The organism is Halospina denitrificans (assembly GCF_004364635.1).
Lineage (GTDB): Bacteria > Pseudomonadota > Gammaproteobacteria > Pseudomonadales > Oleiphilaceae > Halospina > Halospina denitrificans.
Genome location: NZ_SOAX01000007.1, coordinates 1 through 15456, shown reverse-complemented (window position 1 = coordinate 15456; position 15456 = coordinate 1). Strand labels below are relative to the sequence as shown.

The 15456-nt window shown below is 60.4% G+C and carries 14 protein-coding genes and 1 pseudogene; 10 read left to right on the top strand and 5 right to left on the bottom strand.

The genetic code is table 11. The features are described from left to right. Positions 1 to 35: 35 nt before the first annotated feature. From dauA to DES49_RS13100, 6 genes and pseudogenes are all read left to right on the top strand, one after another. Positions 36 to 1766 (top strand): annotated as a pseudogene (gene dauA, locus DES49_RS13120) (C4-dicarboxylic acid transporter DauA); the annotation flags it as partial. Positions 1767 to 1783: 17 nt separating this feature from the next. Continuing rightward, a complete protein-coding gene (locus DES49_RS15770; RefSeq protein WP_341776816.1) occupies positions 1784 to 1870 on the top strand; it encodes a helix-turn-helix domain-containing protein in 87 nt (28 codons plus the stop codon). Positions 1871 to 1968: 98 nt separating this feature from the next. Continuing rightward, positions 1969 to 2628, top strand: a complete 660-nt coding sequence (locus DES49_RS13115; protein WP_133736888.1) for a MarC family protein — start codon at positions 1969 to 1971, stop codon at positions 2626 to 2628. A 38-nt stretch (positions 2629 to 2666) separates the two neighbouring features. Continuing rightward, positions 2667 to 3359 (top strand): META domain-containing protein, encoded by a 693-nt coding sequence (locus tag DES49_RS13110; RefSeq protein WP_166646085.1) that lies wholly within the window; start codon positions 2667 to 2669, stop codon positions 3357 to 3359. Then, positions 3356 to 3793, top strand: a complete 438-nt coding sequence (locus DES49_RS13105) for a DUF488 domain-containing protein (RefSeq protein WP_133736886.1) — start codon at positions 3356 to 3358, stop codon at positions 3791 to 3793. Before DES49_RS13110 ends, DES49_RS13105 begins: the two co-directional genes overlap by 4 nt. 30 nt (positions 3794 to 3823) lie before the next feature. Then, positions 3824 to 4945: a hypothetical protein gene (locus DES49_RS13100; protein WP_133736885.1), complete on the top strand. Its 1122-nt coding sequence runs from the start codon at positions 3824 to 3826 to the stop codon at positions 4943 to 4945. Positions 4946 to 4950: 5 nt separating this feature from the next. Here DES49_RS13100 and ftsH read toward each other — a convergent pair whose 3' ends face one another. Both ftsH and DES49_RS13090 read right to left on the bottom strand, forming a co-directional pair. Continuing rightward, a complete protein-coding gene (gene ftsH, locus DES49_RS13095) occupies positions 4951 to 6867 on the bottom strand; it encodes an ATP-dependent zinc metalloprotease FtsH (protein ID WP_133736884.1) in 1917 nt (638 codons plus the stop codon). A 133-nt stretch (positions 6868 to 7000) separates the two neighbouring features. Beyond that, positions 7001 to 7795, bottom strand: coding sequence for a dienelactone hydrolase family protein (locus DES49_RS13090; protein ID WP_133736883.1), 795 nt, complete (start codon positions 7793 to 7795; stop codon positions 7001 to 7003). Positions 7796 to 7882: 87 nt separating this feature from the next. Between DES49_RS13090 and DES49_RS13085 the strand changes: the two genes are divergently transcribed. The 3 genes from DES49_RS13085 (at position 7883) to DES49_RS13075 (ending at position 11084) form a co-directional block, all read left to right on the top strand. Next, positions 7883 to 8380 (top strand): acyl-CoA thioesterase, encoded by a 498-nt coding sequence (locus DES49_RS13085; protein WP_133736882.1) that lies wholly within the window; start codon positions 7883 to 7885, stop codon positions 8378 to 8380. Between the two features lie 62 nt (positions 8381 to 8442). After that, entirely contained in the window at positions 8443 to 9654 is a 1212-nt protein-coding gene (locus DES49_RS13080) for a tetratricopeptide repeat protein (protein ID WP_133736881.1), read from the top strand. Positions 9655 to 9800: 146 nt separating this feature from the next. Beyond that, entirely contained in the window at positions 9801 to 11084 is a 1284-nt protein-coding gene (locus DES49_RS13075) for an ATP-grasp domain-containing protein (RefSeq protein ID WP_243865048.1), read from the top strand. Positions 11085 to 11089: 5 nt separating this feature from the next. Here DES49_RS13075 and DES49_RS13070 read toward each other — a convergent pair whose 3' ends face one another. The 3 genes from DES49_RS13070 to DES49_RS13060 all read right to left on the bottom strand — a co-directional run bounded on the left by DES49_RS13070 (position 11090) and on the right by DES49_RS13060 (position 14655). Beyond that, the gene (locus tag DES49_RS13070; protein ID WP_133736880.1) at positions 11090 to 12739 is read right to left on the bottom strand and encodes a fatty acid--CoA ligase; all 1650 of its coding nucleotides are present in this window, start codon (positions 12737 to 12739) and stop codon (positions 11090 to 11092) included. An 89-nt stretch (positions 12740 to 12828) separates the two neighbouring features. Continuing rightward, entirely contained in the window at positions 12829 to 13626 is a 798-nt protein-coding gene (locus DES49_RS13065; RefSeq protein WP_133736879.1) for an undecaprenyl-diphosphate phosphatase, read from the bottom strand. Between the two features lie 201 nt (positions 13627 to 13827). Next, positions 13828 to 14655: a MipA/OmpV family protein gene (locus tag DES49_RS13060; RefSeq protein WP_133736878.1), complete on the bottom strand. Its 828-nt coding sequence runs from the start codon at positions 14653 to 14655 to the stop codon at positions 13828 to 13830. A gap of 170 nt (positions 14656 to 14825) precedes the next feature. Between DES49_RS13060 and DES49_RS13055 the strand changes: the two genes are divergently transcribed. Then, positions 14826 to 15266 carry a hypothetical protein gene (locus tag DES49_RS13055; RefSeq protein WP_133736877.1) on the top strand — a complete coding sequence of 147 codons (441 nt, stop codon included), beginning with the start codon at positions 14826 to 14828 and terminating at the stop codon, positions 15264 to 15266. Positions 15267 to 15456: the final 190 nt, after the last annotated feature.

Sequence of the window (15456 nt, the reverse complement as noted above, 5' to 3'; positions counted from 1 at the left end):
TCACGGGCCTGGCGGGCGTGACACTGAGGTTCTGTATGGCAAATGGATCATGGGTCCGGGATCTGCCCCGGGTTGGTACCGGACTGGCTTCCGCCTGGCGGGCGGGTTATGGATTATCGGAGCTGCGCCAGGACGTTATGGCCGGTCTCACGATTGGTACCGTGGCGGTTCCCTTATCCATGGCGCTTGCCATCGCCACCGGTGTTCCACCGCAGCACGGGCTCTATACCGCGATCGTGGCGGGAGCGCTCATTGCGTTGACCGGGGGCTCGCGATTCAATATCTCCGGTCCCACCGCGGCTTTTGTCGTTATCCTCTTTCCCATTGTTCAGCAGCATGGTCTCGGTGGGTTGCTGATTGCCACCATGATGGCTGGCGTTATTCTTGTGGTTCTGGGGCTGACCCGGATGGGGCGGTTGATTGAGTTTGTGCCCTATCCGGTGGTTCTTGGGTTCACGGCGGGGATTGCCGTAGTGATTGCCGTGCTCCAGATACCGGATTTCCTGGGGCTGGATACAGGGGGAATGAGTGAGCATTTCCTGGAAAATCTCGGGCGCATTGGTGGCTCGCTCTCCAGTGTGGACGCCTATGAGTTGGGGATCGGTGTCTTCACCCTGGCGGTGCTTCTACTCTGGCCCTGCCTGAAAATGCCAATACCCGCGCCGCTGGCCGGCCTTGTAGCCGGGGCGATTGGGGCCTACGCGGTCAATCACTGGCTCGCGGGTTCGGGGTCGGAAGTGGCGACCATTGCCTCACGCTTCACCTGGGAGGCAAACGGGGAAACCGGGACCGGCATTCCGCCTATCGCCCCCACCTTCATGGCGCCCTGGTCGCTGCCGGGACCGGATGGGGAACCGCTTAGCCTCAACTTTGAACTGATCCGGGCGCTCATCGGGCCGGCCTTTGCCATTGCGATGCTGGGGGCCATTGAGTCGCTGCTGTGCGCGGTCGTCTCGGATGGACTGACCAATACCCGCCATGACCCTAATGCCGAACTGATCGGGCAGGGCGTCGGCAACATCGCCGCGCCGCTGTTCGGGGGCATTACCGCCACTGCGGCCATTGCCCGTACCGCGACGGGAATCCGCAGTGGGGCACGTTCACCCATTGCGGCAGTCGTGCACGCGCTGGTGGTATTGTTGGCGGTGGTTGCCTTTGCCGGCGTCCTCGGGCTGGTTCCCATGGCGGCGCTGGCCGCATTGCTGTTCATCGTGGCCTGGAACATGAGTGAGGCGCACCACTTCTGGCACACCCTGCGCTCCGCCCCGCCCGGCGATGTGGCCATACTGCTGGTGTGCTTCACTCTCACGGTCCTCTTCGACATGGTGCTGGCGGTTGGGGTGGGCATCGGACTGGCGGCGGCGCTGTTCATTCGTCGCATGGCGCTTCTGACCGAGGCGGGCCAGGTGGATACCGAAGGGCACCCCATGGCGAAGAACTTGCCCAAGGAAGTGGCACTCTATGAGGTGAACGGGCCCATGTTCTTCGGTGCGGCGGAGAAGGCAGTAACGTCTCTGCGCCTGGTGGACCCCAGGGTCCGGACCGTGATCGTGGACATGCAGGGCGTGCCGAGCATGGATGGTACGGCCATTGTGGCGCTGAAATCGCTGATTGATGAGATGCACCATGAGCGGGTGTCATTGATTCTCTCTGGCCTGCCTTCACGAATTGTCCTGAAGCTGAGGCGTGCCGGTGTTCTCCGGGTGCGCGGGCAGCTGGGTTTCACCCGCGATCTTGGGCGTGCGCGGGATCTGGCGCTTCGGTGGAGGACATTGCCTAACGCGTGGGGTTCGCCGAGCCGAGCAATTTCATCCGAGCCTTCAAGCAATGGACGGGGGTGACGCCCTATACCTACCGTAAAGGCCGCTGAATGACTTTACGGTAACCTCGGTTCCCGTCATTCTGTACTCACCGATCCTGTAGAATCCCGTTCTGTTGGTCCGGGTATTGGCGGAGTAATGGAATACCATGCTGGAACTGGCGGTTGTTGCCTTCACTACGTTCTTCATCACCATCGGTCCGGTGGACGTGGCCTTTGTGTTTGCTGCGCTCACCGGATCTGCCCCTCCCGCCCAGCGCCGTATCATGGCAATCCGTGGCACGGGCATTGCCACCCTTATCCTCTTACCCTTTGTCTTCTTCGGCGAGAGCGCGCTGGGTTGGATGGGCATTTCGCTGGCGGCGTTGCAGACGGCGGGTGGTATCCTGCTGTTCCTGATTGGCGTGGATATGGTTTTCGCGCGCCATTCCGGGGGCGTATCGGCAACGGACGAGGAAACCCAGGAGGCCCGGGGTCGGGCGGACATCTCCGTGTTTCCGCTGGCGACGCCGTTGCTTGCAGGGCCTGGTGCCATGGGGGCGGCCATCCTGATGATGAGCCGGGCTGGCGGAGAAAGGCTGGAGCAGCTGATGGTGATTCTTGCCCTGCTTGCCGTACTGGCGCTGACGCTGGGCTGCCTGCTTGTTGCCAACCGCATCCAGAAGTTGCTCGGGGCTACTGGTGCGCATGTGCTGACGCGTGTTCTGGGGGTCCTGCTCTGCGCACTCGCCGTACAGTTTGTTTTTGATGGTATTGCGGCCAGTGACCTGGTGCCTGGGCGCGGACCGATGTTCGAGGTGTCCACCTGAAAAAGGGCATCATGATTCGTGTTGATGGAGGAACCCTCATGAGCGGGAATTCGTTGGGTAAAGGTCGTGGCCTGGGGGCGTGCCTGGTGGTGCTGTTCGTTTCCGGGTGCCAGATCCTGCCTGATTCCGGCGTGGAGATGGAGCCTGACAACCGGATGCGCTGTGGTGACCGGGAGTTGACCTACCACCAGACCGAGTCGGGGCTGAAGCTGGAGGTTGATGGCAAGGCGTACTTTCTGGAGCAGGTTGAATCGACGTCCGGTAGCCAGTACGTGGCCAGTGAGGGCTCGGAAACCGAATTCTGGATTAAAGGCGAGCGGGCCCTGGTAACGCTGGAGGGGAGTGAGCTGCCTGAGTGCGCCTATACATCCGGACCCTACCTTGCGGGCCCGGTCTGGATGGTAACGGAAGTGGGCGGGGAGTCGGTTATGACCAACTATCGCGCCTCCATGCATTTCAGGGCCGATGGGCGCCTTGGCGGGCGTGCCTCCTGCAACCATTTTACGGCCCGCTGGGAACGACTTGGCAGTAATGTCGTGATAGAGACAGCGGCGGCCACCCGAATGGCCTGCCCCACGGCGGTCATGGACCAGGAGCAGCGGTTCCTGGGTGCCCTGTCCCGTGTTGCCGGGTTCAGCGTGAACGAGCAGCGCGTTCTCACGCTTGAAAATGCCGAAGGCGAGGCGGTTATCCGTGCCGAGCCAAGGTCTGGCAGGGGGAATTCCGAATGAGTGACAGAATACAGATCAAGCGGATCTATGACCCGGTGGAGACGGGGGATGGCTATCGGGTACTGGTGGATCGGGTCTGGCCGCGAGGCGTGAGGAAGGCGGACGCGGCCCTGGACGAGTGGATGAAGGATCTGGCGCCTTCCCGGGAACTGCGGCAGTGGTTCGGTCATGACCCCGAGCGCTGGGAGGGGTTCCGGGACGCGTACAGGGCGGAACTGGCTGAGCATCCGCAGTTGCTGGAGGCGCTTCTGGATAGGCTTCGTAGTCAAACCGTAACCCTGCTGTTTTCGGCGCGGGACAGGGCGCACAATCAGGCCGTGGTCCTCGGGGAGGTGCTTGAGGCGGAACTGGCCGAGGAACAGCGCCCCAACGAGGCATCATCGCCGGTATGCTATGCCACCGATGACTGGCCTCAGGGTGGGCAGTCGATTTAATCTGGTCAATTTCATAAGGAATGGAACGGAGTGTACAAACAAGCAATGCGCACACTGGCAGCGTTACTGGCTCTGTCCGTGGTTTCGGTATCGGGCTGTATGAGCCTCCAGGGGCTTGATCCCCAACCGATTCCGGAGTCGGAGACAGAACAATCCCGGCACGGCGGCGAAGACAGTGCGGCTGAAAACACCAGTGAGGCGCAACAGGCCGAGCGCGAAGGCGGGGAGAGGGAGCCGATTGAAACGGTGAGCCCCGCTCCCGAGCCCATGCCGTGGGAACAGGACCGGGACTTCAGCGGCAAGGGAGCCGTTGCCACTCTTGACGATGTGAACACTGCCCTGGCCGGGCTGTACCGGATGTCTTCCCTCGCGTTCATGGCGCCCGTGATCAAGCACGTGGAGAGCGTTATCGGGTTGCAGCTCGGCGGCAACCTGGCCGCGAGCACCCATGAGTGCCCCCAGGGTGGCAGCTTCCGGCGGGAGTGGGACAATGACAGCAGCCATGGCGGTAAGCCCAGAACGATCCGCTATGAATTCAATGAATGCCAGGGCCGTTTTCATGAAGGGCATCTGGTGCGGCTAAATGGCGCCTATTCACGCAGCTTTGAGCCGGTGGCCGAAGAGGACCACGTGCGCCTGGATATCGATGTGACCGGGTGGCTCATTGATGCGGATGGCGAGGAGACGCCGATCCGTCTGCACGGGACCCAGAAAAACGAGCGGCCCCAGGAAGGGGGGATTATCCGTGAGACCCCGAAACTCGAGCTCTACGTGGGCGACACCTATATGGCGCTGGTTTCGTTCCGCGAGGCCATGACGGTGATTGAGCCGCAGAATCCGGACGAGGAATTTCCCGCCTTCAGCTCAAGCTTTGAGACCGAGTACGCCGGTCAGCTTGTCAGCTCCCGTTTGGGTGGAACGCTTGAGGTGAGTACGCCCGTGAGGCTCATGGAGCAGCAGCCCGCGTGTGCCGCCTCCGGGGTGTACCGTTTTGCGGGCAAGACGCTTGCGGATGTCCGCTATGGTCCGGATACGGGAACCATGGACCGGCTTGTGGTGGAGATTGATCACGCCAGGCTGGAGGGCTTTGACAGCTGCGACGCCTTTATCCGGGCCCTGGGATTTGAGGGGCGCCGGATAAGGCCTTACTGAGCGGGTTAGGCACTTTGGGCGTCTTTTTCGCCCAGAATCGCGCTGATGTCTCGGGCGTTAAGCGTCTCCCGCTTTATCACGGCTTCCGCCAGGGCATCCAGCTGTTCGCGGTGGTTCCGCAGGAACTCGATGGTCTCGTTTTCCAGCTCCGTCAGGCGCGCCTGGATTTCGCTGTCGATCAGATCCGCAAGCCGCTCACCATGGTCTCTCGGCTGGCCCATTTCCCGGCCCAGGAAGACGTGCTGCTCACCCACACTCAGGCCCAGGGGGCCGACCTTTTCGCTCATGCCCCATTGGCCGATCATGCGCCGCAGCAGGCTGGTGGCTTCCTTCAGGTCGTTCTGGGCGCCGCTGCTGACCTCGCCGTAGATGAGCTTCTCCGCTGAACGGCCACCCAGCATCACCTTGATGCGATCCGTGAGATAGCTTTCCGTGTAGTTGTAGCGGTCCTCGCTCGGAGTCTGCTCGGTAATCCCCATGGCCATGCCGTGGGGAATGATGGTGACCCGTGCCAGGGGGTCCGCCTTGGGCAGGTGATAGGCCATCAGGGCGTGGCCGCACTCGTGGTAGGCCACGGCCTCCTTCTCTTCCTCACTGAGCTCGGTGTCGCGCTCTTCGCCCAGCACGATCCGGTCCCGCGCGGCTTCGAAACAGTTGTTGTCGACCCTGTCCAGGTTGCGTCTTGCCGCAGCCAGGGCAGCCTCATTGACCAGGTTCTTGAGGTCGGCGCCGGCGAAGCCTATGGTGCGCGCCGCAATCTCCTCCAGGCTCACATCCTCGGCCAGTGGCACCTTACGCACGTGCACCTCGAGGATGGCTTTGCGGGCGTCCTTGTGGGGGCGGTCCAGGGTTACCTTGCGGTCGAAACGCCCCGGCCGGAGCAGGGCGGAATCCAGTACGTCCGGCCGGTTGGTGGCCGCCAGGACGATGACGTTCTCATGTTCCTCGAAGCCGTCCATTTCCGACAGGATCTGGTTGAGGGTCTGCTCGCGTTCATCGTGCCCGCCGCCTACGCCGGCACCACGCGCACGGCCGACGGCGTCGAGCTCATCGATGAAGATCAGTGCGGAGGGCTCCTTGCGCGCCGTTTCGAACATATCGCGCACACGCGACGCGCCAACCCCCACGAACATCTCAATGAACTGGGAGGCGCTGACGCTGAAGAAGGGCACATCCGCCTCACCGGCAATGGCTCGTGCCAGCAGTGTCTTGCCGGTACCGGGAGGGCCGACCAGAAGAATCCCTTTGGGCATGGACGCGCCCAGGGCCCGGTATTTGTCGGGTGACTTGAGGAAGTCCACGATCTCAGTGACATCCTGCTTGGCGGACTCAATCCCCGCCACGTCATCCAGGGTGGTATGGGATTCCTCTTTCTGGACGCGGTGGGCCTGGGACTTGCCGAAACTGAAGGGGCCGCCGCCCTGCATCATGCGCTTCTGGGCCACGGACCAGAAGCCGAACACCAGTGCCAGCAGCAGGATCCAGGGCAGGGCGCCTACCAGCATCTGCTGCCACCAGGGCGGCTCGGCGGGTTCCGCGCGGATGGTTACATCATGGCTTTCCAGAAGCGTGAGCAGTTCCCGGTTCTCCATGGGTGGCGTAATGGTATTGAAGCGCGGGCTGTCGTTGTCGCCCCCGTAGGCTTCGGCGCCCTGTGCGGTCAAGCTGCCCTCGATCCGGTCGCCACGCAGTGTGACCCCATCAATATGGCCCGCCTCCAATGCGCTGGTGAACTCGGAATAGGGCAGTTCCACCCGTTGCGCCTGTTGCCCCTGTTCCAGCCAGAACATCATCAGCAGGATTACGGCACTCATCCACAGGAAGGCGTACCAGGGCGGAATCTCCGGCTGCTGGTTCTGTGAATCCGGCGTCTGGCCGGGTTGCTGGCGGTTGGGGTCCTGGGGCGTATTCGGTGATGTCATAAAGGTTCAGGAGTCCGTGCTCAGAAAGGCGTTGAGGTGGCCTGCTGTAGGGTTGTCCAGTCAAGGATAGGAGCTTTGGGATGGTTCGGAAACCGTGCGGGCAGGCGGTTTACCTGCCCGCACGCCTGTTTCGTCAGAAAATGTCCTCGTAGAACCGCATCGTGCCTTTCCAGGCGGCATTTGCCGCTTCCTCGTCATAGCCAACCGGCATGCTGAACTCCTCGGCATACTGGTCTGCTTTCGGGTTCATGAAGGAGTGCTGGACGCCGGGAAAACTCTTCACCATGTACTCCGCGTCGGCAGCGTGCATTTCCTGCACGAATCCGCCCACCTGCTCGGCGGGGACAAACTGGTCGGCACCCCCTGTGTAGGCCTGGATCCGCGCGGTGATATCGCCGGCTTCAGCTTCAATGGGGCTTCCCAGGCTGCCGTGATAGCTCACCACGCCATCCAGATCCAATCCCATACGGGCCATGTTGAGCACGACCGCGCCACCAAAGCAGTAGCCCTGGGCCGCAATCCGGTCCGGGTCCACGGTTTCATGCTCCTGCAGGCGTTTCATGGCCGTGCGGAAGCCGGTTTTCATGGCTTCCATGTCGCTGTTGGCTTCCTTCATGAAGGCTTCGGCTTTTTTGGGGTGGTCCGCGGACTTGCCTTCGCCATACATGTCCACGGCCATGGCGGTGTAGCCGGCCCGGGCGAGCTTTTCAGCCTGATCCCGGGTGAACTGGTCATGGCCCCACCATTCATGGACGACGAGAACACCGGGGCGTTCCTTCTCGGTGGCGTCGTCCCAGGCGATATAGCCGGTATGCGGTTCGCCGTTGACCTCGTATTCAATGGTCTGTGTCTGGACCTCGGCCTGAAGGCCGGCGCTGAGGGCCGTGATGGCGAGGGCCAGGGGGATAGAAGCAGTCGTCCTGCGCATGGGTGCTCTCCTTTTCTTCCGTTGGGTACGTGCTCTGGATTATGCCATGTTATTTTCTGCATTTAATCTCAGGGCAGAATACGCATTATGACCACAAAAAGCGCAAAACCGGTATCCGCATCCGCCATCGATAATCACGTCTACAAGGTGTTCCCCAATGACATGAACTCCCAGAACACGGTGTTCGGTGGCATGATCATGGCCAAGTGCGACCGTCTGGCTCTGGTTGTGGCTGAGCGCCATTCCGGCATGGTCTGTGTGACGGCGGCGGTGGATTCCATTCATTTCAGGGCGCCCGCAAAGGGGAACGATACCCTCCTGTTCAGCCTCTCGCTCAACCGATGCTGGACGTCCTCCATGGAGATTGGTGCCCGGGTAATGGCTGAGAACAGCTACACTGGGGAAGAGCGCCACATCCTGTCAGCCTTCTTCACGTTTGTGGCGCTGGATGAAGCGGGTAATCCGGCCTCCATCCCGTCCGTTCATCCGGAGACTCCGGAACAGCAGCGACGGTTTGAGAACGCCGAGATTCGACGCCAGGGCCGGCTTGATACGCGCAAGGAGCTCCAGTCCAGCAATGACTGATGCGCGGTGTAACCTGGATTGCGAACAAAAAACCGATGTAGCAACAGCTCCTGGGAGCGATGATGAGAACAAGTACGGGATTAGTGGCGGTTGTATTCACCCTGGCGATGCTTGCCGGCTGCGCCGGGGAACCCGAGAAGGCAACCACCGGCGAGAGTGCGGCTGAAACCCTCTCTGCGGCTCTGGAGGTGGCCCGTGGTATCGAACGGGATGCGGAACGCGACCGCGTTATGGCCGAGATTGCCGTGGAGTATGCGGAAGCCGGGTACCTGGAGGAGGCCTCTGAGACCCTTAACCGGATCGAAGGGCTGGTTGACCGGAACTATGCGCTTGCGTTCGTGGCGGCCAGGTACGCGAACGAAGGCCGGGAAAAACGCTCCGAGGCACTCTTTGGCCAGGCCCAGGGGATTACCGACAAGGTTCGCTCACCCAACCAGAAAGGCTGGATGCTCAGTGAACTGGCGGGGCGGTACCTGGAGTCGGGCCTCAAGGAGCGGGCCCTGGGCGCCCTGTCCCTGGCCCTGGAAAGCGCCGAGACTATGAAGGACCCGGGACAACAGGCGTGGCTGCTGGCGGAGATCGGCAGCAAGTATGCCCGGGCCGGTCAGGCGGACAAGGCTGCCGAGCTGCTGGAGCGGGCTGTTAAGGGCAGTGACGATGTACAGGTCGCGGGCGAGGCGGTAGAGGTTCTGATCTGGATCTCGGAGCGTCAGGCGGATCTGGGCAACCGGGACAGGGCGGCTGAGCTGCTGGCCCGGGCCGAGGACTGGAGCGAGCGCTATGAGTCCGGCACCGGACCCGGGCAGGAGGCACGCGCACTGACGGATATTGCCAGTGATTACCTTGCCCTTGGCCAGGAAAAGGAGGCTGAGCGACTGCTGTCCGAGGCGCTTGGGATGGTCGACGCGATGCAGGATCCCTTCTGGAAGAGCTGGACACGGGTTGGTGCCGCGCACGGGTTGATAAAGCTGGAACGTGATGACGAGGCCCGGGATCTTCTGGGCAGCGCTCTTGAAGCCAGCGCAGCCATTGAGGATGTCATGAAGCAGGCCAGGGTGCGCACGGACATCGCGACCGCCTATGTTGATCTTGGCGATTCCGTCCGGGGCCTCCAGGTTGTGCGGGACATTGAAAGCCGCAGCGAGCAGGCCTGGGCGCTGACGCGCATCGCGGTGCTCCACCGGGAAGCGGGCAAGGTTCTCGAGCCTGAAGGTCTTGCGCTGATCCGTTCCATCCGGGATGCAGCACCGGAGGGAGAGTCCAGCGCGGATTGAGGCTCTGCTATTTCTGGTCACACCATCTGAATAGAAATTGACCCCTCTCAATTGGCGGCTAAGGACGCCAATGTATAAAGGAAGAACCCTTGGCGGTGTTGGCAGTGGGAGGGTGTCGATTTCTGCAGACCCAGGGGATGGTCACGATGGTGAAAAATATCTTTGTCATGGCGCTGGACGAGTTCAACAGGGAAATGCTTGAACGCCTTCAGGGCGCCGATGAGATGCGTTTCCACTCGCTGCTGGATATGGAAACGGCAGTGGATACCCGTTACTACGATATACCGCTGCTTCTTGATCGAGCACGGCTTCAACTGCGTGAATTTCCCGGCTCGATTGATGCCATTGTTGGTTTCTGGGATTTCCCCACAAGTACGATGCAGCCGATCCTGCGCCGTGAGTTCGGGCTGCGCGGGCCGTCGCTGGAGAGCGTGCTGCGGTGTGAGCACAAATACTGGTTCCGGGTGAATGAGGCGCAGTTCGCGCCGGAACAGACTCCGGCGTATGCCGCGGTCGATCCCTTCGATGAGCGTTACCCGGAGCATGTGCCGCTGGACTACCCGTTCTGGATCAAGCCGGTGCGGTCGCATTCCTCCCAGCTCGGTTTCTATATTGGTGATTATGCGAGCTTTGCGGATGCGCTCGGCGAAATCCGCCAGGACATTCACTTCCTGGCGCGCCCCTTCAATGAATTGCTGGCCTACGCTGAAATCCCTGATGCGATAAAGGCGGTGGATGGCTGGCACTGTATTGCTGAGGAAATCATTTCGGCCGGGCGGCAATGCACGCTTGAGGGCTATATCCTCAACGGCGAAGTGGTGATTTACGGAACTGTGGATTCAATGCGTGAGGGCATATACGGATCATCGTTTTCCCGCTATCAATACCCTTCTGACCTTCCGGAGGGCGTTAAGGCTGACATGTGCGAGATGGCCAGTGATTTCATCAGGCAGATCGAGTTCGATAACTCCCCCTTCAATATTGAGTTCTACTACGAGCCGGCTTCCGGCCAGGTGTGGATGCTGGAGGTCAATGCACGCTGTTCCAAATCCCACAGCCTGTTGTTCGAAATGGTGGATGGCACTTCCAACAAACAGGCCATGGTGGACGTTGCGCTGGGAAGAAAGCCTGTCTTTCCGGAAGGCGGAGGAGACTTTTCGGTGGCCGCGAAGTTCATGCTTCGTGAGCACGACGATGCCTTTGTGAGGCGGGTGCCCACCGACGAGGAAATCGCGGCTATTGAGGCGGATATGCCCGGTTGTCGGATCCAGATTGTTGCGGTTGAGGGCAGGAGGCTTGCGCAGCTGCTCCACCAGGACAGCTACAGCTACGAGACAGCCCTGCTGTTCATTGGGGGTGACAGTGTTGAGGAAGTTGAAGACAAAAGCAGGCGGGTGAAAGCCCGCCTGCACTTTGAACTGGAGCGGTAGACAGGTCAGCCGTTGCCGACCTGATCCCGGATCAGCTTCTTGTTGACCTTGCCCACGCTGGTCTTGGGAATGTCATCCACAAAGTCGATGCCTTCCGGGATCGTCCATTTCTTGATCTGGCCGGATTTGACGAACTGCTGCAGGTGCTCGTGGATATCCTCGGTACTGGTATTTTCGCCGGGGTTCAGAACCACCAGCGCATGTGGGCGTTCTCCCCATTTCTCGTCCGGTATGCCAACCACGGCGGCGCCGGCCACGGCTGGGTGCTGGCTGATCATGTTCTCAAGATCCAGTGACGAGACCCATTCGCCGCCGGTCTTGATCACGTCCTTGATGCGGTCCTTGATCACCAGGGTGTTGTCCGGCTCGATGCTGGCCACGTCCCCGGTATGCAGCCAGCCGCCGGCCCAGAGTTCCTCGCTCTTCTCCGGGTTTTTCAGGTACCCGGGGGTCAGCCAGGGGGCGCGGGTGACCACCTCGCCCTGGGCCTCGCCGTCCCGGGGAAGCTGGTTGCCGTCCTCGTCGACGATCTGCACGTCCACCATGGGAACGGCGACGCCGGTCTTGATGCGCTTGGCGGTCTGCTGTTCCGAGGGCAGCTCCAGGTCTTCCGGCTTGAGGTGGGTTGCGGTGAGCAGCGGCCCGGTTTCGGACATGCCGTAGCCGGTGTACATGTGGATGCCCAGCTTGGCCGCCGCGTCGCACAGGCCCTTGGGCAGGGCACTGCCGCCGATCAGCACATGCCAGTTGCTCAGGTCCGCATCCTTGATGCCCTTGCTGGCCATCAGCATCTGCATGATGGTGGGGACGCAGTGGGAGAAGGTCACGTTATGGGTCTTGAGCAGATCCACCAGGGCTTCCGGTTCATAACGGCCCGGGTAGACCTGCTTGATGCCCATCATGGTGGCCGCGTAGGGCACGCCCCAGGCGTGGACGTGGAACATGGGCGTGATGGGCATGTAGACGCTGTTGGAACGGATCAGCGGCACCTCGTCAAAGTGCGAGAGGGTGCCCGTCATGGTCAGGGTGTGCAGCACCAGTTGCCGATGGCTGAAGAAGACGCCCTTGGGGTTGCCCGTGGTGCCGGTGGTGTAGAAGGTGGTGGCGATGCTGTTCTCGTCGAAATCCGGAAAATCGAAACAGTTGTCCGCCTTTTTCAGCAGGACTTCGTACTCGCCGTGGCTTTTCAGGGAGGTGGACTTGGGCCGCTTGTCGTCGGTCAGCTGGATGAAGCCGGTAACGGTTTCAAGCTGATCGTTGATCTGTTCCATCAGCGGCAGAAAGTCATCATGGATCAGAACCAGGTCATCCTCGGCGTGGTTCATGGTGTATAGCACCTGATCCGGCGAGAGGCGCACGTTCACGGTATGCAGTACGGCCCCGATCATGGGCACGGCAAAGAAGCATTCCAGGTAGCGTGGCGTGTCCCAGTCCAGAACCGCAACGGTGTCTCCCGGCTTGACCCCGGCGTTGGTCAGCGCATGCGCCAGGCGATGGATGCGGTCCACCAGGTCCCTGTAGGTATAACGGCTGTGGTTGGCGTAGATGATTTCCTGGTCCGGGTTGTAGCGGGGGCCGGAGAGCAGGAGCTGTTTGATCAACAGCGGGTATTGATGGGCGTTGCTGGCCGGGTCGAGCTTCTTTGTTTCTGCCATGGGTCCACTGCCTTTTGTTGTTGGTGGCTGCTCGACCAATCATATCTGAGACAGGGGTCCGGGAAACAGGTGTTCAGCTCCGGGGAGGTTTACCAGATCATTACAAGCAGCAGCGCGCCCAGGAGCAACCGGTAGATCACGTACGGCATCAGGCCGATGCGCTCCAGGAAGCGCAGGAAGAGGTGGATGCAGAGCAGGGCGCTGACGAAGGCGATCAGGGTGCCCACGATGATGGGTTGCCATTGGGCCGCTTCCCCCTGGCCAATCAGATCCAGCGTCTTGAGCATGCCGGCGGCGGCGATCAGAGGGATGGAGAGGAGGAAGGAGAAACGTGCGGCGGAGTCGCGGTTGAAGCCGAGGAAAAGCGCGGCGGTGATGGTAATGCCGGAGCGTGAGGTCCCCGGAATCAGTGCCAGTGCCTGGGCCAGGCCGATGATGAGGGCGTCCCTGAGGCGCAGGCCGGGCAGGGAGCGGTCCCGGGCACCGGCCGCGTCAGACCACCAGAGCACCAGCCCGAAGCCGATGGTGGTGGCGGCGATAACGGCGGCCGAGCGCAGGTGTTCCTCAATCAGGTCCTCAAGGAGGATACCGGCCAGGCCGGCGGGGATAGTGGCGACGATGATCGCCCAGGCCAGACCGCTGTCCGGCCCGACCTGCCGCTTGAGCGTGTCCTGGCACCACGCAACGGTCAGCTGACCCACATCGCGCCGGAAGTACCAGACAACCGCTGAGAGCGTGCCCACGTGCACGGCGACGTCAAACGCAAGTCCCTGGTCCTGCCAGCCAAGGAGCTCCGAGGGGAGGATCAGGTGCGCGGAACTGCTGATGGGCAGGAACTCGGTAAGCCCCTGGATGATGGCCAGTACGATGATGTGCCACAGTTCCATGGCTGGGGTCCCGTCTGTATTAAAAGGGCTTGCTCGGTGGAATCAGGATGTTACGGAAGGGGCCCCGGGCTGTAAAGCGCGCCGCCGGCTACTTCAGGCTCTGGTGCTGGTCGAAGCCGGAAGTCCCCCGTGGTTTGATTTTGTGAACGCACAAAAAAGGGGTCACGGCGAAACCGTGACCCCTTTTACCTGTTAGGTGTTCTAGAATACGTAAATGAATCCAACGCCTACTTCGGCTTCATAGTCGTTCCGTGTGATTGGGCTATCCTGAATATCGCTACTATAACCCTCATATACGGCCTCGCCGAAAAGCTGCCAATTCTCGTTAACGTAATGACGATAATTGTAATTGAACCCAATCGAGCGGAATCCTCCACTCAGCTCGGTCTCATTCAGTCCTGAGGCGGCTGACTGCTCTGCGTCTATGCCAAAATCCTTATTGGCCAAATCGCTATCCTGAAACACCACAGCGATAGCAATTTCATGACCGGTTCCGTCGATCTGGTCGCCGAAGCGGCGCCCCACCGCAAGAAGACCAAGATTTCCGTTGTCCTCGGTTACAACGCGACCATCCAGCCAATAGCGCCAATCGGCATCGAAAGCGCGACGCACCTGCAGCGCGACTTCAGCACCCTCATCCTGATCCCCTAGACCGTCCAAACGACCGTCATCGGAATCACTTTCCTGACGCCCCTCATCGAAGCCCACGACGGCCTCGAACAGCCACGTATCAGAACGCAGACCACGCCACCCAAGCGCCTCACCAGCAAAGAAGAAAATATCATCACCTTTACGCCATTGCACCGCACCGGCAGGATCGACCTCTACGCCGAATTCATCCGACCCTTCGTAGGCAGATTCGTATTCAACAGCCAGGCCCAGCCCGAGGGCCCACCCATCATCACCCCGCGTGAAGTCGTTGACTGAGGGTAAGGGCACCAAGGCTGTTTTTCTGTCCTGTGCTGATGCTGTCTGCAAGAAAAGTGCATGTAAGCAGACTGCCAAAAGGATGCCTGTAGACTTTTTCATTTAAGTTCCGCTGCAGTGTGTGATGGTGTACGGACTATAATACGCGCAAATGATGCAATTAGATCACATGAAAGCACTTTTCGCTTGAGGATTCGGTTCTAATGCCGAATAAGTCGCCAAAGTCGCTGGCGACAGAATCCCGGCTTGAATGACCGGGCCAAACCCGGAGAATGATTCCTTTCTTTGTGGCTTTCTCTTATCCCTATGTCGCGGTCGTACCGGTGCACGGCGGAAAAATGGAACTTTTTCAACAACTATATGGTCATCCCAGCACGACATTGCTTTATCTAGGCCTCGCGTGGCTGTGTCTCAGAGCATCAACCTTCGCGGCAGAAAAAGTAAAAAAGCACTTCTATCTTTTCTCGGTGCTGTGGTTGCTATCAGTAGCGGGCTACTGGTTGGAAGCTGATTCCACGTATGTGGTTGCAGCAGCGTTAATACCATTGGTGTTCGTTTGGTGGTTCGTCATCAATCCATTGTGGATGTTTGTGCCAGTATCAGAACCCGAAGAAGAGGCAAGGCTTCCTGATTGGTTTAAGCGGGAGAGCGCTCTGATTATAGGTGGCTGCATTATGGCCATGTTTATCTGGCAGACGGTTTGGCCCGCTTAGCGAAGGTCTTCCCATCAGGTAGTAGGCATATTCGACAGGATCTGGGGGCTTGCCATTCGGAAGGCGTGGAGACTGTAGGGGCCTCCTGAGGGTTATGATCCGCCCCACTGATTCTGGACACCGCGTTAAGCGAGTACAATCCGCTTATGAGGTGATCCGAGATGAGCAAGCAAAAGCGCAACCGCTATTC